Source organism: Quisquiliibacterium transsilvanicum, assembly GCF_014202215.1.
In the GTDB taxonomy this organism is placed as follows: domain Bacteria; phylum Pseudomonadota; class Gammaproteobacteria; order Burkholderiales; family Burkholderiaceae_E; genus Quisquiliibacterium; species Quisquiliibacterium transsilvanicum.
On record NZ_JACHGB010000003.1, the window covers coordinates 102,112 to 127,260 of the forward strand.

Here is a 25,149-nt window from a genome sequence, read left to right on the forward strand (position 1 = left end):
GCAACCGCTCGCGCACAGCGATCGATGCTAGGCCGGCGCTTTGCGGCGGGCATTGAAAATTCTCAGCCCGGACAGGCCGGGGCATCGCGCGCGGTGCGTCGAGGCGTTTCTTTGACTCGCCGGTCAATGCATGACCTTTCTGTCAGTTTGCGTCGAAAGCAGCGACGGAAGTGCAGTTCCGGGCCCCGGAACGAATCCCGCCAGCAGCTGGCGCGCCACGCGCCGCCCCAGCGACGGGGAGATTCACCAGCAACCGTTCACCTCCTGGAGTTCGCCATGAAGAAATTCCTGATCGCATCCGCCCTTGGTCTCGGCCTGTCGACCGGCGCCTACGCCAAAGACATCGTCGACACTGCAATCTCCGCCGGCTCGTTCAACACGCTGGTCACCGCGGTCCAGGCGGCGGGCCTGGTCGACACCCTGAAGGGCAAGGGGCCGTTCACGGTCTTCGCGCCGACCGACGAGGCCTTCGCGAAGATCCCGAAGGCGGACCTGGACGCGCTGCTGAAGAACAAGGAAAAGCTGGCAGCGGTTCTCACCTACCACGTCGTGCCGGGCAAGGTGATGGCCGCCGACGTCAAGCCCGGCCAGGTGACGACGGTGCAGGGCCAGGCGCTGCGCGTGTCCAGCGGGGGCGGCGGCAAGGTCCTCGTCAACGACGCCAACGTGCTGAAGACGGACGTGGTGGCCGACAACGGCGTGATCCATGTGATCGACCGAGTCGTCCTGCCGAACTGATCGCCGAGGGCACGAGCGTCACCGGCGCCTTCAGGGTGCGCTGGCGACGCTCGTGCTCCGGCGCCGCCGCCGCGCCGGCGCGCCGGCGGCGCATCGCGCGCGCAAGATCAGCAACGCATCGCTACTCGGGACTTACCCGGACTTCCGCAACGCCTGATTGCGTCACCCGTTTGGCAGCGCTAAGGTGAAAAAGCCTTCAGAGCTGCCGACGATTCAGTGCAGTGATCGATCCAGGATGCCGTCAGCGTCCGGACCGTCTCCCGCTGAACCGCGGCGACACAAATCCAGCGGAGCGAGGAGACATAGTGAAGCAGACATTGCGCGCGGCAGCCGCCGCCCTTGGAGTGCTCGCAGTCACGGCGACGGCGCCCCTGCAGGCACAGGACAAACCCACCATCAAGCTGGTCTACACCGACCCGCTTTCCGGCCCGTTCGCCCAGGTCGGCGACGCAAATCTCAAGCAGTGGCAGTACGTGATTTCATACGTCAACGCCACCGGCGGCGCCTTGGGGCGCAAGTTCGAGCTGATCCCCTTCGACAGCAAGACGCAGCCGGCCGAGGCGCTGCTGGCGCTGAAGTCCGCCACCGACCAGGGGGCGCCCTTCCTCGTCCATTGCAGCGGTTCGAACATCGCTGCCGCGCTGATCGAGGCGGTGGAAAAACACAACCAGCGCAACCCCGACAACCGCATCCTGTACATCAACTGCGGCGCGGTGGCCAACGAGCTGACCAACGAGCAGTGCAGCTTCTGGCACTTCCGCTTCGACCTGAACGTGGGCCAGAAGATCGAAACCATGGTGCGTGCGCTGCCCAAGGACGTCACCAAGGTCTATCTGCTGAACCAGGACTACCTGTTCGGACAATCCGTTCAGCGCGACGTCGCGAAGTACCTTAAGCAGATTCGGCCGGACGTCAAGATCGTCGGCGACGAGCTGATCCCGCTGGGCAAGGTCAAGGACTTCGCGCCCTACATCACCAAGATCAAGGCGGCCGGCGCGCAGGCGCTGATCTCCGGCAACTGGGGACCGGACATCAACCTGCTGCTCAAGGCGGGCTTCGATTCCGGCGCCGACCTGCGCTATTACACGCTGTACACGCACCTGGCCGGCGGCCCGACCGCGATGGGCCCGGCGGCAGACGGCAAGGTGCTGTCGGTGATGCCTTTCACCGAGAACCTGGCGCCGCAGATCAAGAACGAGACCGCCGAGCGCTTCGCCAAGACCTTCCGCGACGCACACAGCTTCGAGTTCACATCGGCTCCCTTCCGCACGATCCTCGAGTACCTGCAGGCGGCGATCAACAAGGCCGGCTCGGTCGATCCGGTGAAGATCGCCTACGCGCTCGAAGGCCTCGCGCAGAAGGACTTCCTCGGCTACGACACCGTGATGCGCAAGGACGACCACCAGCTCATGATGCCTTACGTGGTCGGATCCTTCGCCAAGGGCGTGAAGTACGACGCCGAGAAGACGGGCCTGGGCTGGCGCCCTGACACCGTGGTGCTCGCGAAGGACCTGATGCAGCCGACCAGCTGCAAGATGAAGCGCCCCGCGAAGTAAACCCCGATCGAGCGCCCGCGCCGCTGCCGGATTCCCCTGGCGGCGGCGCGGGTCTCGCGCGACCACTTCACGGGAGCCGCCCGCGTGGAAGTCTTTCTCGTATCGCTGCTGAACGGGCTGGTCTACGGCATGCTGCTGTTCATGCTGGCCAGCGGCCTGACGCTGATCTTCAGCATGATGGGCGTGCTCAACTTCGCCCACGCCAGCGCCTACATGCTGGGCGCCTACTTCGCCTACACGCTGAGCCTGTATGTGGGCTTCTGGTGGGCCCTGCTGATCGCGCCGATCCTCTGCGGACTTGTGGGCGCACTCATCGAGATGTACGGGCTGAGGCGGGTGCACCGCAACGGGCACGTCGCCGAGCTGCTGTTCACCTTCGGCCTCGCGCTGATCATCGAGAAGGGCGTGCAGATGATCTGGGGCCTGCTGCCGGTGCCCTACCGCGTTCCTCCGGAGCTGGATTTCGCGCTGTTCGACGTGTTCGGCACGCAGTTCCATGCCTATCGGGTGTTCATGCTGGCGATCTCGGCGGCGATGTTCGGCGCGATCTGGCTGGCCCTGACCCGCACGCGGGTCGGGCTGATCATCCAGGCCTCGCTGACGCACCCGGAAATGGTCCGCTCGCTGGGCCACGACGTCCCCAAGGTGTTCACGCTGGTCTTCGCAAGCGGGACCGCGCTTGCCGGGCTCGCCGGAGTGATCGGCGGCAATTACCACACGACCGACCCGTCGATGGCGTTCACCATGGGGCCGATCGTCTTCGTGGTCGTCGTCTTCGGCGGACTGGGGTCGCTGACCGGCTGCTTCATCGCGTCCCTGCTGATGGGTCTGCTGCAGACCTTCGCGGTGGTGATCGACTACTCGCTCGCTGACCTGCTCGCGAAGTTCGGCATGACAGTCACCAGCGACACGCCGCTCGCCGAGCTGCTGACCGTGCCCGTGCCCCGCATCGGCGCCCTGCTGCCCTACATCCTGCTGGTGCTGATCCTGTTCTTCCGCCCGCGCGGCCTGATGGGGACCCGAGACACATGAATCAGACCTTCGAGAGACGCTGGTACTGGTGGTTCGGACTGGCGATCGCGCTGGTGCTGCCCTGGATCTTCTACAACTGGACGGACGGCAGGCACTCCGGCTTCTCGCTGACGCTGATGAGCGAGATCGGGCTGCTGATCGTGTTCGCCCTGTCGTACAACATGCTCATGGGCCAGGCCGGGCTGCTGTCCTTCGGGCATGCCGCGCTGTTCGGCCTTGGCGGCTACACCACCGCGCATGCGCTCAACGCGATCGCAGAGCACGAGATCTGGTTCCCGGTCGAACTGGTGCCGCTGGCTGGCGGCCTGGGCGGCTTGGCAGCCGGAGTGACGCTCGGATACCTGGCGACCAAGCAGCGGTCCACCGCGTTCGCGATGATCACGCTGGGACTGGGAGAGCTGATCACCGCCGCTGCGCTGATGTTCATGCTCTTCTTCGGCGGTGAAGGCGGGGTCTCGACCAACCGGGTGATCGACGCAAGCCTCTTCGGCGTCGAGTACGCGCAGTCGATCGACGTCTACTACCTGATCGTCGCGTGGGGCTTCATTTCGATCTGGCTGATGCGGCTGCTGACCCAGACGCCGCTGGGCCGGATGGCCAATGCGCAGCGCGACAACTTCGAGCGCACCCAGTTCGTCGGCTACGATCCGCGGCTGATCCGGTTCTACCAGTTCGTGCTTGCCGGCTTCTTCGCCGGAGTCGCCGGCGGACTGTTCGCGATGCTGCACGAGATCGTGACCTTCGACGCGGTCGCTGCGCAGAAATCGGCCACCGCGCTGCTGGCCACCTACATCGGCGGAATCGGCGGCTTCTTCGGCCCGGTCGTCGGCGCGATCGTGGTGGTGCTGATGCAGAGCGGCATCAGCCTGCTGAGCAGCGCCTGGTTGCTGTACCTGGGTACGCTGTTCGTGCTGATCGTGATGTACGCACCGGGCGGCCTGACTGGCATCATCGCCGAGCATGCTCCGATCGCCCGGATCGGACGGCTGAAGGAGCTCTTCGTTCCCTACCTTCGATTGCTGCTGCCCGGGCTGCTGTGCCTGGCAGGGTTCGTTCTGCTCGTCGAAACGGCTTCATTCATGAGCATCGGCGCATCGCAGGGCAAGGATCTCAGCTTCGCGGGGTACTCGATGCAGGCTGGCTCCTGGATGCCATGGATCGCCAGCCTGGCGCTGCTCGTGGTTGGCGGCCTGTGGCTCAAAGCGGAGGCGCGGGTGTTCTCACGCACATGGAACGTACTGATGGAGGCGGCCAAGGCGGAGCTGGCCAGCGCACAGGGAGGCCGGCAATGAGCGCAGCACTCTCGCTGGTCGACGTGCGCAAGAACTTCGGCGAGACCCAGATCATCCGCGGGGTGAATCTCGAGATCCCGATGGGGCAGCGCCACGCGATCATCGGCCCGAACGGCGCCGGCAAGACCACCCTCTTCAACCTGATCAGCGGGCGCTTCCCGCTGACCTCGGGCAGCATCCTGCTCAACGGCGAGCGGATCGACCGGCTGGCCCCTCACGAAATCAACCGGCGGGGTCTCTCGCGCAGCTTCCAGATCACCTCGATCTTCCCGAAGATGACCGTCTTCGAGAACATCCGCTGCGGGCTGCTCTGGTCGCGCGGCTACCGGTACTCGTTCTGGCACCTGCTCGGGCGGCAGAAGGCGCTCAACGAGGAGAGCGAACAGCTGCTTGAGCAATTGAACCTGCAGCAAAGGCGCGACCTGACTGCCGGACTGCTGTCCTACGCCGAGCAACGGGCGCTGGAGATCGGCATCACGATCGCAGGCGGCGCCAACGTGATCCTGCTCGACGAGCCGACGGCAGGCATGAGCCACAGCGAGACCGAGTACGCGGTGAACCTGATCCGCTCGGTCAGCGAGGGCAAGACGCTGCTGATGGTCGAACACGACATGAGCGTGGTCTTCGGACTGGCCGACGCGGTCTCGGTGGTGGTCTACGGCGAGGTGATCGCCAGCGGCCCCCCCGAGACGATCCGCGGCAACAAGGCGGTCCAGGAAGCCTACCTCGGAACCGAGGCTGCCTGATGCTAGAGATACGCGACCTCCATGCCTACTACGGCAAGAGCCATATCCTGCAGGGCGTCGACCTCTCGGTGGCGGACGGCGAGATCGTCAGCCTGCTCGGGCGCAACGGCGTCGGCCGCTCAACCACCTGCAAGGCGATCATGGGACTGGTGGCGCCCCACGGCGCGATCACCTTCAAGGGCCGGCCGATCGCGGGCCTGCGCCCCGAGCAGATCGCACACGCAGGGATCGGCTACGTCCCCGAGGACCGGCAGGTGTTTCCGACGCTGACTGTGGAGCAGAACCTGGAGCTGGGCCTGAAGCGCTCCGGCAGCTTCGGGCGCTGGAACTTCGAGGATGTCTACAAGATGTTCCCGAACCTCGACGCGCGCCGGCACAAGCTCGCGGGCGTGCTCTCGGGCGGAGAGCAGCAGATGCTGACCATGTGCCGCACGCTGATGGGTGACCCGGACCTGGTCATCATCGACGAGCCCACTGAAGGCCTGGCGCCGAAGCTGGTCGAGCAGGTCGGCGACCTGCTCGACGAAATCGCCCGGCGCGGCGTGTCGATCCTGCTGGTCGAACAGAAGCTGGCGATCGCGCTGCGGATCTCGAAGCGCCTGTACGTGATGGGTCACGGCCGGATCGTCTTCGAGGGCGACACCGCCGCGCTGCACGCCAACGCATCGGTCCGCAAGGAGTGGCTCGAGGTTTGAGCCGGGCGCCTGGAGCCTACTTCCAGGCGAACTTCGGCTGCTCGAAGTGCGCGACGCGGGTGTCCCGGCCCGAAATGCAGACCTCGCGGAACTGATAGAGGATGGCGGCGGTGGGCGCGGCGATCCAATCGTCGCCGATCGGCATGCGCAGCACCGGGTGCTCGTGCTCCTCGAGGCGGTCGAGCAGCGGCGCGTCCTCGCGCATGAACTCGCGCACGGGAATGCGATGGATGCTCGCCACCTCGTCGGGGTTGGGGATGGCCTCGCGCCCCGCCCCCACCCACACCACGATGGGCGTCATCACGTAGCCGGAGCGGGTGACGAAGTCGTCCAGGCGTCCCACGATGGCACGCTCGTCCAGCGCGATGCCGACCTCCTCGGACAATTCGCGCAAGGCCGCCTGCTCGGGGGTTTCGCCGGCGTCGATGCGCCCGCCCGGCAGCGCCCACTGGCCCGCGTGGCTGCGCAGCCCGGCCGAGCGCCGGGTGAGCAGCAGCGCCGCCGCGGGGTTCCAGACCTCATGACGGGCGAGGTCGGGGAGGTCCGCGCCATGGCCTTCCTCGACCACGGCGACGGCAACCGCCGCCGCGCGGTGGTGCGACTCGCCGAGCGTCAGACGATCGAAACGCCGCAGGTTGCCGCGGATGCGCTCAAGAAGTTGCGGGTCGCAGAGCATGCCGCGGAATCCCAGGAAGATTGGCCGCGCGGGCCGAAGCAGCGATGGTAGCCGAGGGCGCGCCGGCGGCGCGGTGCCGGCCGGCGGCGGATCGAGACGGCGCGTGCCGGAAAGCGGCGGATCAGAACAGCCGGAGGGCGCCCAGCAGGAGCGCCGTCTGGGCGGTGAGCGCGGCCAGCATCCACTTGATGAGGTCCGCGCGGGTTTCGGCGATGCGGGCGTTGGTCTCGGCGATTCGAGCGTGGGTGCCCGCGATGCTCGAATGCGTCTCGGCGATGCGCTCGTTCATCGCCGCGATGCCGACCCTGTTCTCGGCGATCTCGCGCACCAGGCGCGTTTCGAGCTCGGCGAGATCGCGCTTGGTGGCGAGCACCTGAGCATGCAGGCCATAGCGCTCGTCAACGGAGCGATCGAAGAGATCGACCACCTGGCGGGCGCGATCGGGAGCCACGCCCGCGGAGAGCAGCGCGTCCAGAAGTGCGAAGTTGAACGAACCCATGCCGATGAGCATAGCAGCGCACTGGAGGGTCGCCAATCGGCCCTTCGGCGGCCGCCGCAGGGCTCGGGTGCGGCGGCAAAGGACCCAGCAGACGCGAAAAGGCCCCCGGGCAGATACGCTCCGGGGGCTTCTCCTTGCCCTGCCCCGGCGAGCGGGGACATGGCGGCACGGGCGGGCAGGCGCCCGCCCGCCAAGCTCACTGCCCTTCGAGGAAACTCTTGAGCTTGTCCGCGCGCGACGGATGACGCAGCTTGCGCAGCGCCTTCGCCTCGATCTGGCGGATCCGCTCGCGGGTGACGTCGAACTGCTTGCCGACCTCCTCGAGGGTGTGGTCGGTGCTCATCTCGATGCCGAAGCGCATGCGCAGCACCTTGGCCTCGCGCGGCGTGAGCGAATCGAGCACTTCCTTGACCACGTCACGCATCGAGCCGTGCAGCGCCGCGTCGGCGGGCGCCAGCGTGGTGGTGTCCTCGATGAAGTCGCCAAGGTGGGAGTCGTCGTCGTCGCCGATCGGCGTCTCCATGGAGATCGGCTCCTTGGCGATCTTCAGGATCTTGCGGATCTTGTCCTCGGGCATCTCCATGCGCTCGGCCAGCGTCTGCGGGTCGGGCTCGAGACCGGTCTCCTGCAGGATCTGGCGACTGATCCGGTTCATCTTGTTGATGGTCTCGATCATGTGGACCGGGATCCGGATGGTGCGCGCCTGGTCGGCGATCGAGCGGGTGATGGCCTGGCGGATCCACCAGGTGGCATACGTGGAGAACTTGTAGCCGCGGCGGTACTCGAACTTGTCCACGGCCTTCATCAGGCCGATGTTGCCTTCCTGGATCAGGTCCAGGAACTGCAGACCGCGGTTGGTGTACTTCTTGGCGATGGAGATCACCAGGCGCAGGTTGGCCTCGGTCATCTCGCGCTTGGCCTTGCGGGCCTTGGCCTCGCCGGTGGCCATCCGCTTGTTGATTTCCTTGAGGTCGGGCAGCGGCAGCACCACGCGCGCCTGAAGGTCGATCAGCTTCTGCTGCAAGTCCTGGATGGCCGGGATGTTGCGCCCGAGCACGTCCGCGTACGGCGGATTGGCAGCGGCCAGCTTCTCGGACCATTTCAGGTTGGTCTCGTTGCCGGGGAAGGTGCCGATGAACTGCTCGCGCGGCATGCCCACCTTGTTCACGCAGATGTCGCCGATGGTGCGCTCGAGCGAACGCACCTCTTCGACCTGATTGCGCAGGGTGTCGCACAGCCGCTCGACCATCTTCGCCGTGAAGCGGATGGTCATCAGCTCGTTCTGGATCTCGGTCTGCGCCTTCAGGTAGGTCTTCGACTTGTAGCCCTCCTTCTCGTACGCCACCTTCATCTTGTCGAACCACTTCGAGACGTGCTCGAACTTGCCGAGCGCGGTGCTCTTCAGCTCCTCGAGGCGCGCGGTGCCCGCCGCGGCGGCTGCATTCTCGTCCTCTTCCTCGCCGTCGTCGCCGACCGCTGCGGCAGGGGCGCTGGGCCGGAAGTCCTCCTCCTCCTGGGCGTCCGGGTCGATCAGGCCATCGACGACTTCGTCGATGCGCATCGTGCCGCCGCCGATCTTCTCGGCATGGGAGAGGATTTCGTGGATGGTGGTGGGGCAGGCGGAGATGGCCTGCACCATGTGCTTGAGTCCGTCCTCGATGCGCTTGGCGATCTCGATCTCGCCCTCGCGCGTGAGCAGCTCCACCGAGCCCATCTCGCGCATGTACATGCGCACCGGGTCGGTGGTGCGGCCGAACTCGGAGTCGACCGTGGACAACGCGGCCTCGGCCTCCTCCTCTGCATCCTCGTCGGACGTGACCACCGCAGGGGCATCGTTGATCAGCAGGCTCTCGGCGTCGGGGGCCTGGTCGTAGACCGAGATGCCCATATCGCTGAAGGTGCTGATGATCGCCTCGATCGCCTCGGCGTCGATGACGTCGTCGGGGAGGTGGTCGTTGATCTCGACGTAGGTGAGGTAGCCGCGCTCCTTGCCGAGCTTGATCAGTTGCTTCAGCTTGTTGCGGGTGTTCTCGCGGTCTTCCTCGGTCAGGCCCTGCTTGCCGCCGAACTCGCGCAGCAGCGCCTTCTCCTTGGCGCGCGCGCCGCGCTTGCCCTTGGCCGGCGCGGCGACGGGCGCAGGCGGCTCTGGAATGTCGATCTCGGCGTCCTCGAAGCCCTCGGACGCCTCGTCGCCGACGAGATCGTCTTCATCGTCGAGATCGGCGCGGCGGGCCGCCTTGGCGCCGGCCTTGGGGCCGCGCTTGGCGCCGGCCGGCTTGGCGGCAGACCCTGCAGGGCGTCCCGCCTTTGCGGCCTTTGCGGCCTTGGGCGCCGCGGGCGCCTCATCGGACGAGGCCTCGACGGCCGCCGCGCGCAGGCTGCGCAGTTCCGGCGCATCGCCGGCAGCGGCTGCGCGCGCCTTCGCGGCTGCCGGCCTGGCAGCCGGCTTGGCTGCGGCTTTCGGCGCCGGCTCTGGAGCCTGTGCCGACTTCGCTGCGGCGGCCGTGGCCTTGGCTGCCGTGGCCTTGGCTGCCGTGGATGCAGGCGCCTTGGCTGCAGCACGCACCTTTGGCGCCGCCGCTTCGACCGTGGCCTTGGCGGCCGGCCGAGCGCCCGCTGCAACGGCCCGCGTCGCGGTGGATTTCGCCGAGGCGGGCTTCGCGATCACGCGATCCTGATCCTCGGCCGACTTTGCACTGGTCTTGACGTTCGACTTCACGCTCACCTTCGTGGCACCCGCCCTGGCCGCGGTCTTGCCGGCCATGGAGGAGGTTGTGGGGGCCGGCCTTGCGGCAGGCACCTTCTTCGACGCCGCCGGCGCCGCGGACTTCGTCCCGGGCTTGGTCCCGGTCCGTGTCTGGGTCTTGCTCGAGCCTGCGGTCCTTGCGACGGACGACGACTTCCTGATACCCACGCTCAGCCCTTTCGGAAAATCGGAGGAGATCGGAGTTGCGCCGTGCGGCGCGGCCCTGCTGGAGAAGAACCGGTTATTGTATCAGCCTTTGTGACGCAATAACAACAGTTCATGATAACGAGCCCGGTCCTCGTGATCCGCGAGGCCGCGCGCAACGATCGCATCGAGCTCCTCGCGGATGCTTCGATCGCGCAACTGGCCCAGGGCTCCTTCGAACTCGGCGCGCGCCTCCTCGAGGTTCATGTCGGCGACCATCGAGCGATCTGCCGCGGCGTCGCGCAGCAGCGCCTCGACCATCTCCGGGTGACTGCCGCGCAGGGACTCGCAGATCACCGCGAGCGAGCTTCCGGCCGGCTGGCGCCGCAGCAGGTCCAGCCAGGCGAGCACGTCGCGCGGCAGGAAGCGCGGATCGGGCGATTCGGCGGCGAGCGCCGGATGCAGGGCGGCCAGCAGGCGCACCCGGCGCACCATGTCGGGCGGCGAGGACTTCGGACGCGGCGCGAACCCCGCCGCGGGAGCGCGGCGCTGCGGCGGCCCCGCTGCCTGCCCGGGGGACGGGCGCGCGTCCGGCTCTCGCCGGCGGGCATCGCGCCCCTGCCCTTCCTGACCGGCGTTCACGAAGCGGTCGAGCTCTCCGACGGCCACGCCCCCCTGCTCTGCGATGCTGTGCAGCACCTGCATGCGCAGCGCGGCGTTCGGCAAGGCAAGGATCAGCGGGCGCGCGAGCGCAAGGAAGGCGGCCCGGCCCTCGGGAACGGCAAGATCGGCGCGCGTCGCGAGTTCCTGCAGCATGAACTCCGAAAGCGGCAGGGCCTGTCGCAGCTGCGCCGAAAACCCCTCGACACCGTGCGCGCGGACGTAGCTGTCCGGATCGTGCTCCGGGGGAAGGAACAGGAACTCCAGTCGCTTGGTGTCTTCGGCATGCGGCAGGCAGGCTTCCAGCGCGCGCCAGGCAGCCTTGCGCCCTGCTGCGTCGCCGTCGAAGGAGAAAACCACCCGGTCCACCAGCCGCAGCAACTTGCGGACATGATCCGGCGTGGTTGCGGTGCCGAGCGTGGCCACCGCGTTGGACACCCCGTGCTGCGCCAGCATGACCACGTCCATGTAGCCTTCGACGACGATCGCGCAGTTTTCGCGGCGCAGCGCGTCGCGGGCCTCGAAGAGCCCGTACAGCTCGCGGCCCTTCGAAAACAGCGGGGTCTCCGGCGAGTTCATGTACTTCGGTTCGCCGGCGCCGAGAACGCGCCCGCCGAAGCCGATCACCTGCCCGCGCGGATTGCGGATCGGGAACATGATGCGGTCGCGGAAGCGGTCGTAGCGCTTCTTTACCCCGCCCTTCGTCCCGCCCTTCGCTCCGCCGCCGGCCGGGCCATCGCCCGCCTCGCGCTCGTCCGCCCCGCTCTCGATGACCAGGCCAGCATCGACCAGCGCTGGCGCGCCATAGTCGGGCACCGCGGCCTGCAGGTTGCGCCAGCCGTCCGGGGCATAGCCGATGCCATAGCGCGCCGCGGTCTCGCCGCTGAGGCCGCGCCCCTTGAGATAGTCGATCGCCCGGGGCGAATCCCGCAGCCGCAGCCGATAGAAGTGCGCCGCGGCCGCCATCAGCTCGAGCAGCCCCGGATCCGCACGCGGCGCCTCGCGCCCTGCGGACGGCTCGTCCGGCACCTGGAGCCCCACCGACTGCGCAAGCTCGTGGATGGCGTCCACATAGGACAGCCCGGCATGCTCCATCAGGAAGCCGATCGCAGAGCCGTGCGCGCCGCATCCGAAGCAGTGATAGAACTGCTTGGCCGGACTGACCGTGAACGAAGGCGACTTCTCCGCGTGGAACGGGCACAGGCCCAGGAAGTTGGCACCGGCCTTCCTGAGCTTGACGTGACGCGCCACCACGTCGACCACGTCGACGCGCGCCAGCAGATCCTGGATGAAGGACTGGGGGATCACCGGACGCGCCCCTGCAGCCGCGGCAACGTCAGCCCGCCAGCCGCGCCTTCACGCTGGCAGAGACCGCGGTGAGATCGGCGCGCCCCGTCAGCCGGCCCTTGAGAACCGCCATGACGCGGCCCATGTCCCTGGGGCCGGACGCTCCGGTGGCCGCCAGCGCGGCATCGATCTCGGCAGCGACCTCGGCGTCGCTCGCCTGCTGCGGCATGTAGACGGTCAGCACCTCGAGTTCCGCCCGCTCCCGGTCGGCGAGATCCTGGCGGCCCGCGGCCTCGAACTGCTCGATGGAGTCCTTGCGCTGCTTGAGCAGCCGATCGACCACGGCAATCACCTGCGCATCGTCGGCCTCGATCCGCTCGTCGACCTCCTTCTGCTTGATCGCCGCGAGCAGCAGCCTGATCGCCGACAGCCGCCCGGCTTCGCGGGCCCGCATCGCGGCCTTCATGTCCTCGGTGATCCTTTCCTTCAGGCTCATCGCAGTTCCTCCGGAAACACATCCAAGTGTGCACGAACCGTGCGCACAAACGAAGAAAGCCCGCGGCGTCTCGCCAGCGGGCTTTCAGGACGGCACGGCAACCGGAAACCCGGTCGCGCACCGGCTGCCGATCAGTACATCTTCTTCGGCAGCATCTGGCTACGCAGGCGCTTATAGTGACGCTTGACGGCTGCGGCCTTCTTGCGCTTACGTTCAGCCGTAGGCTTCTCGTAGAACTCGCGTGCGCGAAGCTCGGTGATGAGACCCGTTTTTTCGATGGTGCGCTTGAAGCGGCGCAGTGCAACGTCGAACGGCTCGTTTTCCTTGACCCTGATGGTCGGCATGGACAATCACCCCCTTCCCGTGTGCGGCTTCTGAACGTCTGGAGCCTGTGCGCTGCCGATGCGCCTCCGAGCTCCGGCGTGCACCGGGGCAGCGCATCGCGCCACACCCGACACCCGCCACCTGCGAAGCACTCCGCGGACCACATGCCGCAAGAATGCCCACAGCCGTTCAGGCCAAGCCCGCAACTATATCAGAACGCGTTGCCCACGCCCAGATTTTAGGCCGGCCACCTTCTTCAAGAGGCTGAGGGCCGTTGGGTTCGCACCAACTGGGTGCCGTCCGGCTGGAACGATTCTTGTATGTCTGGGCTGTCAGCGCTAGAAGTCGTTCATACGTTTAATGTGTAACGCAGGCGGACACCGGACGCCGCCACGCACTGCCGGCGCCGGGCTCCCGCACGAAGGAGGGCAGCGAGATGTCGAACGCGAATGAGAGTGCCGCGACCGGCGGCGGCAGGCCCTCGGCGGGCGTTACGGGCCGGATTGCGATCGCCGGGTTCAAGCAGGTCTACTCCACCGGCCGGGTCGAGGCGGCCCTCGACGAGTTGCCGGCGGGCGCCAGCGACTCTCTGCGCGCCACCTACGAGAAGATGCTGCGGTCCGGCGGCGACCGCTTCAGCGTCAAGCCCGGGGCGATGCCCGACTTCGACGCGCTGGAGCAGGAACTGCCGAACTTCGGCGAGGTGCTCGACGACCTTCGCAAGCAGCTCGCCCTCTGCCTGGAGACCGAGGATCCGCTCGAACTCACTCCGATGCTGCTGCTGGGCGAGCCCGGCATCGGCAAGACGCACTTCGCCCGCAGGCTGTCCCAATTGCTGGGCACCGGCTACGGCTTCGTGTCGATGAGTTCGCTGACCGCAGGCTGGATCCTGTCGGGCGCCTCCTCGCAATGGAAGAATGCGCGCTGCGGCAAGGTGTTCGACACCGTGGTGCACGGCGACTATGCGAACCCGGTGCTGGTGATCGACGAACTCGACAAGGCCGCCACCGACGGCCAGTACGACCCGCTCGGCGCCCTCTATGGCCTGCTGGAGCAGGACACCGCGCGCGAATTCGTCGACGAGTTCGCCGAGGTGCCGATCGACTGCTCGGACCTGGTCTGGGTGGCGACCGCCAACGACGCGTCGCGGATCCCGGACCCCATCCTGAACCGGATGAACGTGTACGAGGTGCCTGCGCCGGACGCGGCCGGCGCGCGCCGCATCGCCCAGCGCCTGTACCGCGAGATCCGCGACTCGCACGCCTGGGGGGCGCGCTTCCCCGAACAGCTCGAGGCCCCGGTGCTGGACCGGCTGTCGCCGATCGCGCCGCGGGAGATGCGGCGTGCGCTGATGGGAGCGTTCGGCAACGCGAAGCTGGCCGGACGCGCCGAGATCGTCGCGGCCGACCTGCCCGCGGACCGTTCGGCGCGCCGCCCGCGGATCGGGTTCTGACGGCGTGCCGGCGCCGATTGGGGCACCATTGCGCCTTCGCGGAATTGCACCCACAGGAACCGGCACGTGATCGTCCTCGGCATCGAAACCTCCTGCGACGAGACGGGCGTCGCGCTCTACTGCACGGAGCGCGGCCTGCTCGCTCAGGCGCTGCATTCGCAGGTGGCCATGCACGAGCGCTACGGCGGCGTGGTGCCGGAGCTGGCCTCGCGCGACCACGTCCGGCGCCTGCTGCCGCTGACGCGCCAGGTGCTGGACGAGGCCGGCCTGGGCATCGGCCGGGTCGATGCGATCGCCTACACGGAAGGCCCCGGCCTGGCCGGCGCGCTGCTGGTGGGGGCGGCGGTGGGCGTCTCGATCGCGGCGGCACTGGACAAGCCGGCGATCGGCATCCATCACCTCGAGGGCCACCTGCTGTCACCGCTGCTCTCTGCCGAACCGCCGGGCTTCCCCTTCGTTGCGCTGCTGGTTTCCGGCGGGCACACGCAACTGATGCGCGTCGACGGCGTGGGCCGCTACGGACTGCTCGGCGACACGCTGGACGACGCCGCCGGGGAGGCGTTCGACAAGAGCGCCAAGCTGCTCGGGCTGGGCTATCCGGGCGGCCCTGCAGTCGCCGCGCTGGCCGAGCAGGGGCGGGCCGGCGTCTACGAACTGCCCAGGCCGATGCTGCACTCGGGCGACCTCGACTTCAGCTTCAGCGGGCTGAAGACGGCGGTGCTGACCGCCGTGCGACGCGGGGTCGCCGACGAGCAGGCGAAGGCCGACCTCGCGTTCGCGGTGCAGGCCGCGATCGTGGACGTGCTGGTGGCCAAATCGATCGCCGCGCTCGAGCAGACCGGGCTCGACACCCTGGTGATCGCCGGCGGCGTGAGCGCCAACCGGCGGCTGCGCGCGCGGCTCGCGAGCGCGCAGTCCGCGAGAGGCTTCCGAGCCTTTTTCCCCGAGCCGGCGCTGTGCACCGACAATGGCGCGATGATCGCTTTCGCAGGGGCGCTGCGGCTGGCCGCCGGCCCGCTGCCGCCGACGCCCACGGGCTTCGGCGTGCGTCCGCGCTGGGCGCTCGACGAACTGCCTCCGCTCGCCGCCTGAGCTCTGCGAGGCGCCGCGCTGATCGCCGCGCGGATCGCACGACGTTTCGCTGCGTGCGTCAGGCGCGCGGGCGCGCCTTCGAACCGATCCGGCTCTCCTTGCCCGCCATCAGGTTCGCGATGTTGCTGCGGTGCCGCCAGACCAGCAGGACGCTCATCACAATCACCGCCAGCGCGATCGGCCCCACGCCGTGCAGGAACATCTGCCAGAGCGGCGCGAACACCGCCGACACCAGCGCGGCCAGCGACGAATAGCGGAAGAAGTAGGCGATCAGCAGCCAGGTCAGCAGCGTGGCCAGGCCAAGCCAGGGGTCGAGCGCGATCAGCACCCCTGCCGCAGTGGCCACGCCCTTGCCGCCGGCGAAACGATGGAAGACCGGGAACAGATGCCCGGCGAACACCGCGAGCGCGGACAGTGCGATCGTGCCCTCGCCAAAGCCGTAGCGCGCCGCGAAGGTCTTGACGAGGAAGACCGCCAGCCAGCCCTTGGCGCCGTCGCCGAGCAGCGTGAGGATCGCCGCGGTCCTGCTCCCGGAGCGCAGCACGTTGGTGGCGCCCGGATTTCCCGAGCCGTAGCTGCGGGGATCGGCGAGCCCCATCAGGCGGCTCACCAGCACAGCGAAGGACACCGAACCGAGCAGGTAGGAAAGCCCCACCGCGACCATGCTGCCGAGCATTTCCATCTCCGAACCGTCTCCCATGCCTTGCTGCCGATGCGCGCGCTGCGCGGGGCGGGCCGCCCCTATCCGGCCAGCGCGCAGTGTACCGGCTGGGCCCCCAGCAGCGCGACGAGCACGGAGGGCTCGATCGAGACCAGCACGCCGCGGCGCCCGCCATTGACCAGGATGCGCGGCAGCTCGAGCACCGAGGCTTCGACGTAGACGGGCATCGGCTTGCGCGTCGCGAAGGGCGAGGTGCCTCCGATCTGGTAGCCGGAGTGGCGCTGCGCGACTTCCGGCCGGCAGGGCTCGATCGACTTGCGCCCTGCCTGGCGTGCCAGGTTCCTGGTCGATACGGTTCGGTCGCCGTGCATCAGCACGATCAGCGGACGGGCGGATTCGTCCTGCATCACCAGGGTCTTGACGACCGCATGCTCGTCGACCCCGAGCTGCCTGGCCGACTCGGCAGTGCCGCCATGCTCGACGTAGTCGTAGGCATGGACCTCGAAGGCGACGCCCTTGCGGCGCAGCAGCTGCGTCGCGGGCGTCTCACTGACGTGAGTCTTCATCCGGCGCCCGCAGGCCGCGGCACCAGGCCGTTGACGATCAGCCCGATGCACTGCACTGCGATCTCGTCGGGCTCCAGCTCGCCGCCCGGCCGGTACCAGCGCGCGATCCAGCTCAGCGCACCGGCCAGGGTGAAGGCCGCGATCTTGGGATCGCAGGGTGCTATCGATCCCTCGGTGACGCCCTGCTCGATCAGGCGGCGGAACTCATGGTCGATCGCTGCCTTCAGCCGGCGCAGCTGGCGCCGGCTCTCCGGAGGCAGCGGCTCCTCGCCGACGCGGATGATGCACATGCCGAAATCCATCGTCGCGACGCGCGCGTACTCGCGCATCGCGGACACCAGCTTGTCCATCGCGCTGCCGCCGGAGGCGCCTGCGGCCTCGATGGCCGCGCGCATCATTTCTAGGCCGATGCGCACGCACTCGAAGAGGATCGCCTCCTTGTTGCGGACGTAGTAGTAGAGCGTGGGCTTGGTGACGTGCAGCCGCTCCGCCACCTCGTCGAGCGAGGTGGCGTGGTAGCCCTTCTCGTTGAAGAGCTGCGCGGCGGCACGCAGCACCGCCTCGCGCTTGACCTCGCGCTCGCGCACGCGGTCACGCGGCTGGGTCCAGGGCGAAGAATCGTTCAGCGTGTCCACTCCCGCCCTTCCCCTTCGCGCCGCGCGCCCACGGCCGCCGCAGCGGCGCGCGCGCGCTCAGCCGATCTCCACCGATGCATGATGTTCTCTCGGCGGCCTGCCGAAGTCGCGGATCTCGACCCAGAGCAGCCGGAACATCTCCAGCAGCATCAGCCCGAAGGCGAGCGGGATCATCAGGATGATCGGCCAGACCGGCCACACCTCGGTGCCGATCTGCATCTCGCGGTTGACCTCGACCGACGCGATGGAGAAGCGCGTCACGTACCACAGCAGCACCGCGAACACGCAGATCTCCACCAGCAGCACCAGGATCGCGATCGCGCTGCGCTTGGCCGGGGACAGCGAGTTCACCAGCATGTCGAAGCGCGGGAAGCTGCCCTCGCGGTGCGCGATCGGGATCGCCCAGAACACCATCAGCGGGAAGGCGATCCGCTCGATGATGTTGTAGGCGCCGGGGATGAAGTCCGCATGGAACACGTAGCGCCCGAGGACGCTGATGACGGTGATCATCATCATCGCGAACAGGCAGATGCCGCCGCCGACGGACGCCATGCCGCCCTCGATGCGGTCCAGCCATTTCCAGAAAGCCATGTCGCCGCTCCTCAGTTGATGTGGCTGGGCAGCCAGGTGACGATCCCCGGGAACAGGATCATCACGGCCGTGACCACCACGCCGGCGACGGTCGCGAAGATCGTCGCCGGCTTGAAGACTTCGCCGACCGGGAAGCGCGCCGCGGTGGAAGCCGCGTAGGCGGACAGCCCGACCGGCGGCGTCAGCAGCCCGAGCGCGATCATGAACGAGGCCATCACGCCGAACCAGAGCAGGTCGATGTTGGCGGCCTTCAGCAGCGGCAGCAGGATGGGCACCACCAGCACGATCACCGCCGCGGACTCGAGGATCATCCCGGCGACGAAGAACAGCGCCATCATCATCGCGATGAGGATCTCGGGGCTGTCCAGCAGCGGCTCCATCAGCTTGACCAGTTCGCTCGGCAGCCGCGAGAACGCGAGGAAGCGCGCGAAGATCTGCGCGCCGATCACGATCATCATCAGCATCGCGGTGATCTTCACCGAGTCGCCCAGCGCCGCGAGGATGTCCTTCACCGACACCCGGCGCATCGCGATCATCCCGAACATCGCCGCGAAGGCGCCGATCGCGCCCGCCTCGCCGACGGTGATCACGCCGCCGTAGATGCCGCCGAACACGACGAACATCAGCGCGAAGATGAAGATTGCCGCGTGCATGCTCCGGCGCATCATCGCGGGGTCTTCTTCCTCGTCGCCCCGGACCCCGTCGGCCACCCCGGGCCGCACCTCGCCGAAGACCCGCAGGCAGGCGATGTACACCAGGATGCACAGCAGGCCCGGGCCGAGCAGGCCGATGAACAGGTGGCCGATGGGCACCATGGTCAGCGAGCCGTAGATGATGACGATCAGGCTCGGCGGGATCACCGCGGACAGCGAGCCGGCGATGGCTGCCAGGCCGACCGAGAAACGGCGCGTGTAGCCGACCCGCTCGAGTTCGGGCGCGGCCAGCGTCGCGAGCGCCGCGGCACTCGCCGAGCCGGACCCCGACACGGCGCCGAGCAGGCCGCCGGTGATGATGGTGGCGACGCCGAGCGGGAAGCGCCGGTAGCCCGACAGCTTGTGGCCCACCCTGAACAGGTCGATCACCACGCCGCCGCGCACCAGCAGGTTCGCCATCAGCAGGTACAGCGGGACGATCGACAGCGAGTAGATCGACGCCGTGTAGAAGATGTCGGGGCCGATGATGCCGTCGAACACCCTCGAGCCGATCCAGAGCGTGACGCCCACCAGGCCGGAGCCGAAGAGCACGGTGGACACGCTCTGGCCCAGCGCCAGGAAGATCACGAACCAGGCGCCGACGATCCAGAGGATCAGGGTCTGAGACATGGGAGGAATGCTTTTCGGTAGGTGATCAAAGCGAGAACGGGGGCGAACGCGTCGCCCCCGTCGTCGTCGCAGTTCCGCCAGGATGCGCCCCGCAGGCGCGCCGGCGGCACCGCGCGGTCAGCGCGCCAGGTAGGCGTCGACGCCCTCGGGCAGGCGGCCGCCCTCGGCCTTGATCAGCGAGGCCCAGAGTTTGGCCGCGGCCTTCGCGGGATGGCCCTTCTTCTCGAGCTGATCGATCCACTGCACCCAGGTCTCGTAGGCGGCCTTGGCCATGTGACCGCTCATCTCCTTGCTCAGGCTGTCGATCGCGACGAACTTCGCGCCCTTGGCCTTCGTGAGGTTCAGGATCTCGACGTCCTGCGCGTCGATGCCCTCGGAGTTCTTGATCGCGACCTCGCGGGCGGCCTTGTCCCAGGCCTTGCGATCCGCCTCGCTCATGCCCTTCCAGAGCGACTCGTTGATCGCCAGGTAGCTCTCCCAGTGGCCCAGGGACACGCCGGTGATCGTGTACTTGAGGATGTCCTGCAGCGAGTAGGACTTCCAGTCGCCGATGGTCAGCATGATGCCGGCGATGGTGCCGCGCGACAGCGCCTCGAAGGCCTGCGCCGCGGGCATGGTCACCGGCGTGGCGCCCAGGCGCTGCAGCATGATGGTGTGCAGCGCGGAGCCGGCGCGCAGCGGCATGCCCTTCATGTCGGCCGGGCTCTTGAGCTCCTTGCCGGTGGTCGACAGCGAGTAGGGGGCGCTGGCGCCCAGCGCCCAGCCGCGGATGCCCTTGTCGCCCAGCTCGTACTGATAGAAGGTCTTCTTGCCGTCGAGCTTGACGTCGGAGTCGATCAGCTTCTGGAAGGCGCGGGTGGCCATCACCGAGCTGGTGCCGTAAGTGGGCAGTTGCGACACGTCGGACAGCGGGAAGCGGCCCTCGTGGTAGGGCGCCAGCAGCGGCGCGGCCACGTCGATGGTGCCGCCCTTGAGCGCGTCGAGCTCGCGGCCGATCGAGACGAGCTCGCCGGCGTAGAAGCGCTTGAACTTGAAGCCGGTGGTGGCCTGCACCTAGTCCGCGAACGGATCCATGTGCTTGCCGACCCAGAAGTGGACCTGCGGCAGTGCCGCGGAGATCACCATGTCCTTGGCGGCAACCGCGCCGGAGGCCAGGGTCAGCGCCCCGGCAATGGTGGCGGCGAGCGCCTTGCGCGTGATCTTCAGCATTTCGTCTCCTCTGTCCTGGATTTCGCGACGGGCCCACGCTGCGGCATGACGCCGCCGTGGCCGGGCTCCGACGCGCTGCATCGTGCCGGCGGATTCTGGTTTACCGGCGAGTAACAGGTCAATTCGAGCGAGCCGTCGAAGGCGCCCTGGAGGTGGCAAATGGAACGCAAGGCACAGCGGGCCGCCAGTTTCAAGGGTTTACCCCAGGCCGACGGACCCGCGCCGCGCTCAGCTGGCGGAGCCGAACTTCGGCGGACGCTTCTCGCGGAAGGCCTTGACGCCCTCCACCCAGTCGGGCGCGCCGATCAGCGGGCACTGGACGTCGCGCTCGAGCACGATATGGCTGGACAGCGGCATCTCGGTGGCGGCGTCGACCAGACGGCGCGTCCCCACGACCGCCTGCTGCGGACCGTCGGCCAGCCGCCGGCACACCGCCATCGCCTCGGCTTCAAGCTGCGCGGTGTCGAACACGCGCCAGACCAGCCCCCAGCGCTCGGCATCCTGGGCGCTCACCGGGTCGCCCAGCAGGCTCGCCGCCATGGTTCGCGCGCGGCCGGCCATGCGCGCCATCAGCCAGGTCGCGCCGACGTCGGGCACCAGCCCCAGGCGGGGAACGAAGGTGAGCACGAAGCGCGCATCCGACGCCATCAGCACGACGTCTCCGGCGAGCGCGATGCCGATGCCCCCGCCCGCCGCCACGCCATTGATCGCGCAGACCACCGGCATCGGCGCCTCGTTGATCGCGCGCACCAGCGTGATCACGCGCTCGAAGCCGGCGCGGTTGGCGCGCTCGCGCTGCGCGGGCGTCGCGTCAGCAGGCAGCGGGCGGCCGACCAGGTCGGCACCGGAGCAGAAGCCGCGGCCGGCTCCGGTGATCAGCAGCGCACGCGCGCCTGCGTCTGCCGCGCAGCCCACGGCGACCGGGATCTCGCGGAACATCGCGTCGTTGAGCGCGTTGAGCGACTCGGGGCGGTTGAGCGTGAGGCGGGCGATGCCGTCCTGGACGGACAGCGCCACGGCCTCGAAGGCGGGGAAGGAATCGGACATCGGAGCAGCTCCCGGAGGTGTTGACCGGGGATCGTATACGGCGGGACGCCCGCCGGCGGCGGGATCCGCGCTTGCAGGTTCCGGATAACGCGCAGGCCGACGCGGTGCTGGCGGACCTGCGCCGGACCGCGCCGGACCTGCACCGGGCAGGGTGAACCGCGGGGGCGGCTCAGCCGCCGAGCAGCGCCTGGGCCATCTCCCGTAGCCGGGTCTTCTGGATCTTGGTGCCGTTGGATCCCTCGGTGACCGGGAAGGCCTCGACGGCGAACACCCGCGCCGGCACCTTGAAGCGCGCCAGCCGGGCGCCGACATGGGCGACCACCGCCGCCTCGTCGAGCGCGGCGCCGGCCTGCAGCCGCACGAAGGCCACCGGCCTGGGCGCGCCGTCGAGCGTGGCTCCCACCACCTGACAGTCCAGGATTCCGGGCGCCTGCTGCACGCATTCCTCGATCTCCTGCGGGCTCACCAGGAAGCCGCCCAGCCGCAGCGAATCGCCCATCCGGGCGCGGAACACGAAGCGGCCGTCCGCGCAGGTGTGGCCCAGGTCGCCGGAGCGGTACCAGCCGTCCTCGAGGATCGCCTCGCGAGTCGCTTCCGGGTTGCCGAAGTAGCAGACCATCCGCGACGAGGGCGCGAGGAACTCGAGCTCGCCGTCCTCGCCGTGCGCCAGCACCCGGCCGGTCTCGGGGTCGCGGGCACGCACCTGCGCCAGCGGGCTCACCGTGAAGCCTCCGCCGTTGCGGCGCAGCTGCAACGGATCGCCGTCGCGGTTGCGCGCGAACAGCGCCTGGATCTCGCTGATTCCGTACAGCCCCAGCACCCTGAGGCCCCGCGCATCGGCCTGTTCGACGATGTCGCCGAGCGCCGGGTTGAACGCGGCGAAGCCGACGAAGCGCAAGGTGGGAAAGGCCGGCGTGCGATCGTTCTGCGCCAGCAGCTGGGCGATCGCATCGTCGGTGGCGTTCATGTGGGTGGCGCCGTGCGCGTCGATCGCCCGCGCGGCGGCGGCCGCATCCCAGGCCGGCATCATTGCGAAGGGCCGGCCAGCGGCGATCATCGCCAGCGCGTTGCTGACGCCGAACACTCCGCACAGCGGCGGCGCCAGCAGCATCGTCGACTGCGCGTCGATGCCGAAGCCATGCACCACGTCGAAGGCATGCGCCACCAGGGTGCGCTGGTCATGCAGCACGAACTTCGGCGCCTTGGTGGTCCCCGAGGTGGTGAAGATCGCGCAGCCCGCGTCGGGCGCGGCATCGTCGCCGGCCAGCGGCGGCTGTTCGAGCAGGCCGGCATAGCGGCGGACCGCGATCCGCTCAGGCAGGCCGGGCAGCGCGGCCGCTTCGCCCTCGTCGTAGGCCACCACGCACTCCAGCGCGGCCAGCGACGCGGGTGGGCAGCCGGCCAGCACGCCGGCGAAATCGGTGCGATCGAAGCCGGGCCAGGTCACCAGCACCCGCGCCCCGGAGCGCAGCAGGATGTCGGCCAGCTCCGCCGAGCGAAAGCGCGTGTTGACCGCGAGGCCGATCGCCCCCAGGCGCGCGCAGGCGAAGAAACACGCCAGCCATGCCGCGAGGTTGGGCAGCCAGATCGCAACGCGGTCGCCGCGCTGCACGCCCATCGCGCGCAGGGCCGCGGCCAGGCGCGCGCTCTCGTCCAGCAGATCCGGGTAGCTGACGGCGCGCTCGCGGTCGAACAGTGCAACCGCGTTGGTGCTGGCGCGCGCCGCGAGCAGCGCAGAAAGAGTGTCTGGGCGGTCGTGTGCTGTCATCGTCGGGGCCGGCGGGGTGGGTGGATGGGTGGCGGCCGATTCTAGTCCAGTGACTTGCGGGAAACGGTGCCGCAGGATCCAGGTCGCCGCGGCGGGCGTCGCTCAGCCCGCTGCCGCGAGCAGCGCCTCGACCCCGGGATAGCTCTCGCGCCGGATGCAGTACTTGCGCACCGAGCCGCCCCAGGGCTCGCCGCGCGCGGCGGCCCCGACGAAGGCGTCGCGGTCGACCACGGCGCTGCCGCCCAGCAGCGTGACCCCGCGCGCAAACAGCGGATCCGGCAGGAAGCCTCCGCCCGGACCGACCAGCGCGATGCTGTCTGCGCCGCGGCAGGCTTCCAGCACCTCGTCCAGCGTGTCGTTGAGCGCCAGCGTGGTCGTCGACAGCACCTTGTTGCAGGCGCCGAGCGCGCCCCGGTCCAGCGTCACCTCGTAACCATCGCGCGGCCCGGCCAGCGCGGGATCGAGTTCGATCACCACCAGCTGCGCGCCCGCCGCGACGATCCGGCTAGCCAGCCCTCCGAACAGCCCGACCATGCCGATGCGGTCCCCGGGCCGCGGGTCGAGCAGCCCCAGCGGATCGGAGGTCCAGTCGAGCACCTCGGGGCGCGCCAGCAGCAGTCCCTGGCAGATCGCATTGACCGCGGCGAGCCCGAGCACACGGTCGACCGGGTCCTGGCCGCGAAGACGGCGGGCCACCTCTAGTGCGGACCGGCCGGTGACGCCTGCGCCGGGAGCCGCAGCCCGCATGCGCTGCGGGGTGTCGCCCAGCAGCAGGTAGGACAGACCGATGCTGCCGTCGTCCAGCTCAAGTGCACAGAACTCGCTCTCCTTCGCGTCGCGGGCAAGGCGCTCGGGCAGGTGCAGGCTGTGCACCCGCGCGGGCGGCCGCACCGCGCAGATGCGTTCGGCGAGCGCGATCAGTTCGCCGGCGAAAGCTGCAACCATGCTCATCCCCTCGGGTGGTGCCGCGCATGCAGCGACTTCAGCCGCTCGCGCGCGACGTGGGTGTAGATCTGCGTGGTGGAGATGTCGGCATGACCCAGCAGCATCTGCACCACGCGCAGGTCGGCGCCGTGGTTGAGCAGATGGGTGGCGAAGGCATGGCGCAGGGTGTGCGGCGACAGCGGCGCCAGCACCCCGGCGCGCAGCGCGTGGGCCTTGATCAGCTTCCAGAACATCTGCCGGGTCATGGGCCCGCCGCGCCGGGTCACGAACAGGGCATCGGCGCTGCGCCCGCCCAACAGGCCGGCGCGCGCCTCGTCGAGATAGCGCTCGATCCAGTGCCTGGCCTCCTCGCCAAGCGGCACCAGCCGCTCCCGGTCGCCCTTGCCGACCACCCGTATCACGCCCTCGACGAGGCCGACCTCGACGGTGCGCAACGAGACCAGCTCGCTGACGCGCAGCCCGGTGGCGTAGAGCACCTCCAGCATGGCCCGATCGCGCAGCCCCAGGGGCTGCGCCAGGTCGGGCGCCGCCAGCAGCGCCTCCACCTGCCGCTCCGACAGGGTCGAGGGGAAGCGCTGCGGCTGCCGGGCCGAGCGGATGTGCAGCGTGGGGTCCTCGTCGCGGCGGCCCTGGCGCACCAGCCAGCGGAACCAGCGCCTGAACACCGTCAGCCGACGGTTGCTGCTGGTGGGGCGGGACGTGGGGTGCCGCTCGGCGATGTACGCCTGCAGGTCGCCCGGGCCGGCGGCCTCGAGGGCGGTGGCGGACCGCGACCGCAGCCAGGCGGCGAACTGGACGAGGTCGCGCCGATAGGCCAGCAGCGTGTTGCGGGCGAGCCCGTCCTCCAGCATCAGCGCGTCGCAGAAGGCGTCGATGCCGGCGAGGTCCTGCGCGGGCACCTCGCCGCGGGCGATGGGGTCCACGGCGTCGATCACGGTCATCGCGACATGCTAGCCGACGCGCGGGCTG

At 68.9% G+C, this 25,149-nt stretch carries 26 protein-coding genes; 9 read left to right on the forward strand and 17 right to left on the reverse strand.

Going from position 1 to position 25,149, the window contains the following annotated elements; translation table 11 throughout:
* Positions 1-276: 276 nt before the first annotated feature.
* From HNQ70_RS07010 to HNQ70_RS07035, 6 genes are all read left to right on the forward strand, one after another.
* On the forward strand, positions 277-738 hold the full coding sequence (locus tag HNQ70_RS07010; protein WP_183965734.1) for a fasciclin domain-containing protein: 462 nt from the start codon (positions 277-279) through the stop codon (positions 736-738).
* A 305-nt stretch (positions 739-1,043) separates the two neighbouring features.
* Positions 1,044-2,294: an ABC transporter substrate-binding protein gene (locus tag HNQ70_RS07015; RefSeq protein ID WP_183965736.1), complete on the forward strand. Its 1,251-nt coding sequence runs from the start codon at positions 1,044-1,046 to the stop codon at positions 2,292-2,294.
* 84 nt (positions 2,295-2,378) lie between these two features.
* Positions 2,379-3,326, forward strand: coding sequence for an ABC transporter permease subunit (locus tag HNQ70_RS07020; RefSeq protein WP_183965738.1), 948 nt, complete (start codon positions 2,379-2,381; stop codon positions 3,324-3,326).
* Positions 3,323-4,618, forward strand: coding sequence for a branched-chain amino acid ABC transporter permease (locus HNQ70_RS07025; RefSeq protein ID WP_183965740.1), 1,296 nt, complete (start codon positions 3,323-3,325; stop codon positions 4,616-4,618). The genes HNQ70_RS07020 and HNQ70_RS07025 overlap by 4 nt, the downstream gene beginning before the upstream one ends.
* Entirely contained in the window at positions 4,615-5,364 is a 750-nt protein-coding gene (locus HNQ70_RS07030; protein WP_183965742.1) for an ABC transporter ATP-binding protein, read from the forward strand. The genes HNQ70_RS07025 and HNQ70_RS07030 overlap by 4 nt, the downstream gene beginning before the upstream one ends.
* Positions 5,364-6,059, forward strand: a complete 696-nt coding sequence (locus HNQ70_RS07035) for an ABC transporter ATP-binding protein (RefSeq protein ID WP_183965744.1) — start codon at positions 5,364-5,366, stop codon at positions 6,057-6,059. Before HNQ70_RS07030 ends, HNQ70_RS07035 begins: the two co-directional genes overlap by 1 nt.
* Before the next feature lie 16 nt (positions 6,060-6,075).
* Here HNQ70_RS07035 and HNQ70_RS07040 read toward each other — a convergent pair whose 3' ends face one another.
* The 3 genes from HNQ70_RS07040 to rpoD all read right to left on the reverse strand — a co-directional run bounded on the left by HNQ70_RS07040 (position 6,076) and on the right by rpoD (position 9,998).
* Entirely contained in the window at positions 6,076-6,735 is a 660-nt protein-coding gene (locus HNQ70_RS07040) for an NUDIX hydrolase (RefSeq protein ID WP_183965746.1), read from the reverse strand.
* A 121-nt stretch (positions 6,736-6,856) separates the two neighbouring features.
* Positions 6,857-7,270, reverse strand: a complete 414-nt coding sequence (locus HNQ70_RS07045) for a CCDC90 family protein (RefSeq protein WP_183965748.1) — start codon at positions 7,268-7,270, stop codon at positions 6,857-6,859.
* Between the two features lie 160 nt (positions 7,271-7,430).
* Positions 7,431-9,998: an RNA polymerase sigma factor RpoD gene (gene rpoD / locus HNQ70_RS07050; protein ID WP_183965750.1), complete on the reverse strand. Its 2,568-nt coding sequence runs from the start codon at positions 9,996-9,998 to the stop codon at positions 7,431-7,433.
* Here rpoD and HNQ70_RS07055 point away from each other — a divergent pair.
* On the forward strand, positions 9,937-10,242 hold the full coding sequence (locus tag HNQ70_RS07055; protein WP_183966789.1) for a hypothetical protein: 306 nt from the start codon (positions 9,937-9,939) through the stop codon (positions 10,240-10,242). The genes rpoD and HNQ70_RS07055 overlap by 62 nt on opposite strands.
* Here HNQ70_RS07055 and HNQ70_RS07060 read toward each other — a convergent pair.
* From HNQ70_RS07060 to rpsU, 3 genes are all read right to left on the reverse strand, one after another.
* Entirely contained in the window at positions 10,230-12,092 is a 1,863-nt protein-coding gene (locus tag HNQ70_RS07060; RefSeq protein WP_183965752.1) for a CHC2 zinc finger domain-containing protein, read from the reverse strand. The two genes, HNQ70_RS07055 and HNQ70_RS07060, sit on opposite strands and share 13 nt — an antisense overlap.
* 28 nt (positions 12,093-12,120) lie before the next feature.
* Positions 12,121-12,567, reverse strand: coding sequence for a GatB/YqeY domain-containing protein (locus HNQ70_RS07065; protein WP_183965753.1), 447 nt, complete (start codon positions 12,565-12,567; stop codon positions 12,121-12,123).
* Positions 12,568-12,698: 131 nt separating this feature from the next.
* Positions 12,699-12,911 carry a 30S ribosomal protein S21 gene (gene rpsU / locus HNQ70_RS07070; protein WP_183966693.1) on the reverse strand — a complete coding sequence of 71 codons (213 nt, stop codon included), beginning with the start codon at positions 12,909-12,911 and terminating at the stop codon, positions 12,699-12,701.
* A 416-nt stretch (positions 12,912-13,327) separates the two neighbouring features.
* On the opposite strand from rpsU, the gene HNQ70_RS07075 reads away from it, so the two are divergent.
* Both HNQ70_RS07075 and tsaD read left to right on the forward strand, forming a co-directional pair.
* Entirely contained in the window at positions 13,328-14,344 is a 1,017-nt protein-coding gene (locus tag HNQ70_RS07075; RefSeq protein WP_183965761.1) for an AAA family ATPase, read from the forward strand.
* Between the two features lie 66 nt (positions 14,345-14,410).
* Complete coding sequence (tsaD, locus tag HNQ70_RS07080) at positions 14,411-15,436, forward strand: tRNA (adenosine(37)-N6)-threonylcarbamoyltransferase complex transferase subunit TsaD (RefSeq protein ID WP_183965763.1); 1,026 nt, start codon at positions 14,411-14,413, stop codon at positions 15,434-15,436.
* Between the two features lie 58 nt (positions 15,437-15,494).
* On the opposite strand, the gene plsY is transcribed toward tsaD, so the two are convergent.
* The 11 genes from plsY to xerD form a co-directional block, all read right to left on the reverse strand.
* On the reverse strand, positions 15,495-16,112 hold the full coding sequence (gene plsY, locus HNQ70_RS07085) for a glycerol-3-phosphate 1-O-acyltransferase PlsY (protein WP_183965765.1): 618 nt from the start codon (positions 16,110-16,112) through the stop codon (positions 15,495-15,497).
* 65 nt (positions 16,113-16,177) lie between these two features.
* Positions 16,178-16,663: a Cys-tRNA(Pro) deacylase gene (gene ybaK / locus HNQ70_RS07090; RefSeq protein ID WP_183965773.1), complete on the reverse strand. Its 486-nt coding sequence runs from the start codon at positions 16,661-16,663 to the stop codon at positions 16,178-16,180.
* Positions 16,660-17,298, reverse strand: coding sequence for a TetR-type transcription factor C-terminal domain-containing protein (locus HNQ70_RS07095; protein ID WP_183965775.1), 639 nt, complete (start codon positions 17,296-17,298; stop codon positions 16,660-16,662). Before HNQ70_RS07095 ends, ybaK begins: the two co-directional genes overlap by 4 nt.
* Before the next feature lie 57 nt (positions 17,299-17,355).
* Positions 17,356-17,889, reverse strand: coding sequence for a TRAP transporter small permease (locus HNQ70_RS07100; protein ID WP_183965777.1), 534 nt, complete (start codon positions 17,887-17,889; stop codon positions 17,356-17,358).
* An 11-nt stretch (positions 17,890-17,900) separates the two neighbouring features.
* Entirely contained in the window at positions 17,901-19,211 is a 1,311-nt protein-coding gene (locus HNQ70_RS07105) for a TRAP transporter large permease (RefSeq protein WP_183965780.1), read from the reverse strand.
* 117 nt (positions 19,212-19,328) lie between these two features.
* Positions 19,329-20,264: a TRAP transporter substrate-binding protein DctP gene (gene dctP / locus HNQ70_RS07110; protein WP_221302706.1), complete on the reverse strand. Its 936-nt coding sequence runs from the start codon at positions 20,262-20,264 to the stop codon at positions 19,329-19,331.
* Positions 20,265-20,420 (reverse strand): hypothetical protein, encoded by a 156-nt coding sequence (locus HNQ70_RS19925; protein WP_221302707.1) that lies wholly within the window; start codon positions 20,418-20,420, stop codon positions 20,265-20,267.
* A 228-nt stretch (positions 20,421-20,648) separates the two neighbouring features.
* Positions 20,649-21,467 (reverse strand): enoyl-CoA hydratase-related protein, encoded by an 819-nt coding sequence (locus tag HNQ70_RS07115; RefSeq protein WP_183965782.1) that lies wholly within the window; start codon positions 21,465-21,467, stop codon positions 20,649-20,651.
* A 169-nt stretch (positions 21,468-21,636) separates the two neighbouring features.
* Positions 21,637-23,235: an AMP-binding protein gene (locus HNQ70_RS07120; RefSeq protein WP_183965784.1), complete on the reverse strand. Its 1,599-nt coding sequence runs from the start codon at positions 23,233-23,235 to the stop codon at positions 21,637-21,639.
* Positions 23,236-23,337: 102 nt separating this feature from the next.
* Positions 23,338-24,180, reverse strand: coding sequence for a Rossmann-like domain-containing protein (locus tag HNQ70_RS07125; RefSeq protein WP_183965786.1), 843 nt, complete (start codon positions 24,178-24,180; stop codon positions 23,338-23,340).
* A 2-nt stretch (positions 24,181-24,182) separates the two neighbouring features.
* On the reverse strand, positions 24,183-25,121 hold the full coding sequence (gene xerD / locus HNQ70_RS07130) for a site-specific tyrosine recombinase XerD (protein ID WP_183965788.1): 939 nt from the start codon (positions 25,119-25,121) through the stop codon (positions 24,183-24,185).
* Between the last annotated feature and the right edge of the window lie 28 nt (positions 25,122-25,149).

Bases quoted from the DNA above. Each gene is read 5' to 3' on its own strand.
- HNQ70_RS07010 (WP_183965734.1), top strand. From the start codon at position 277: ATGAAGAAATTCCTGATCGCATCCGCCCTTGGTCTCGGCCTGTCGACC.
- HNQ70_RS07025 (WP_183965740.1), top strand. From the start codon at position 3,323: ATGAATCAGACCTTCGAGAGACGCTGGTACTGGTGGTTCGGACTGGCG.
- HNQ70_RS07030 (WP_183965742.1), top strand. From the start codon at position 4,615: ATGAGCGCAGCACTCTCGCTGGTCGACGTGCGCAAGAACTTCGGCGAG.
- HNQ70_RS07035 (WP_183965744.1), top strand. From the start codon at position 5,364: ATGCTAGAGATACGCGACCTCCATGCCTACTACGGCAAGAGCCATATC.
- HNQ70_RS07040 (WP_183965746.1), bottom strand. From the start codon at position 6,735: ATGCTCTGCGACCCGCAACTTCTTGAGCGCATCCGCGGCAACCTGCGG.
- rpoD (WP_183965750.1), bottom strand. From the start codon at position 9,998: ATGGCCGGCAAGACCGCGGCCAGGGCGGGTGCCACGAAGGTGAGCGTG.
- HNQ70_RS07065 (WP_183965753.1), bottom strand. From the start codon at position 12,567: ATGAGCCTGAAGGAAAGGATCACCGAGGACATGAAGGCCGCGATGCGG.
- rpsU (WP_183966693.1), bottom strand. From the start codon at position 12,911: ATGCCGACCATCAGGGTCAAGGAAAACGAGCCGTTCGACGTTGCACTG.
- HNQ70_RS07075 (WP_183965761.1), top strand. From the start codon at position 13,328: ATGTCGAACGCGAATGAGAGTGCCGCGACCGGCGGCGGCAGGCCCTCG.
- plsY (WP_183965765.1), bottom strand. From the start codon at position 16,112: ATGCTCGGCAGCATGGTCGCGGTGGGGCTTTCCTACCTGCTCGGTTCG.
- ybaK (WP_183965773.1), bottom strand. From the start codon at position 16,663: ATGAAGACTCACGTCAGTGAGACGCCCGCGACGCAGCTGCTGCGCCGC.
- HNQ70_RS07100 (WP_183965777.1), bottom strand. From the start codon at position 17,889: ATGGCTTTCTGGAAATGGCTGGACCGCATCGAGGGCGGCATGGCGTCC.
- HNQ70_RS07105 (WP_183965780.1), bottom strand. From the start codon at position 19,211: ATGTCTCAGACCCTGATCCTCTGGATCGTCGGCGCCTGGTTCGTGATC.
- HNQ70_RS19925 (WP_221302707.1), bottom strand. From the start codon at position 20,420: ATGCTGAAGATCACGCGCAAGGCGCTCGCCGCCACCATTGCCGGGGCG.
- HNQ70_RS07115 (WP_183965782.1), bottom strand. From the start codon at position 21,467: ATGTCCGATTCCTTCCCCGCCTTCGAGGCCGTGGCGCTGTCCGTCCAG.
- HNQ70_RS07120 (WP_183965784.1), bottom strand. From the start codon at position 23,235: ATGACAGCACACGACCGCCCAGACACTCTTTCTGCGCTGCTCGCGGCG.
- HNQ70_RS07125 (WP_183965786.1), bottom strand. From the start codon at position 24,180: ATGGTTGCAGCTTTCGCCGGCGAACTGATCGCGCTCGCCGAACGCATC.
- xerD (WP_183965788.1), bottom strand. From the start codon at position 25,121: ATGACCGTGATCGACGCCGTGGACCCCATCGCCCGCGGCGAGGTGCCC.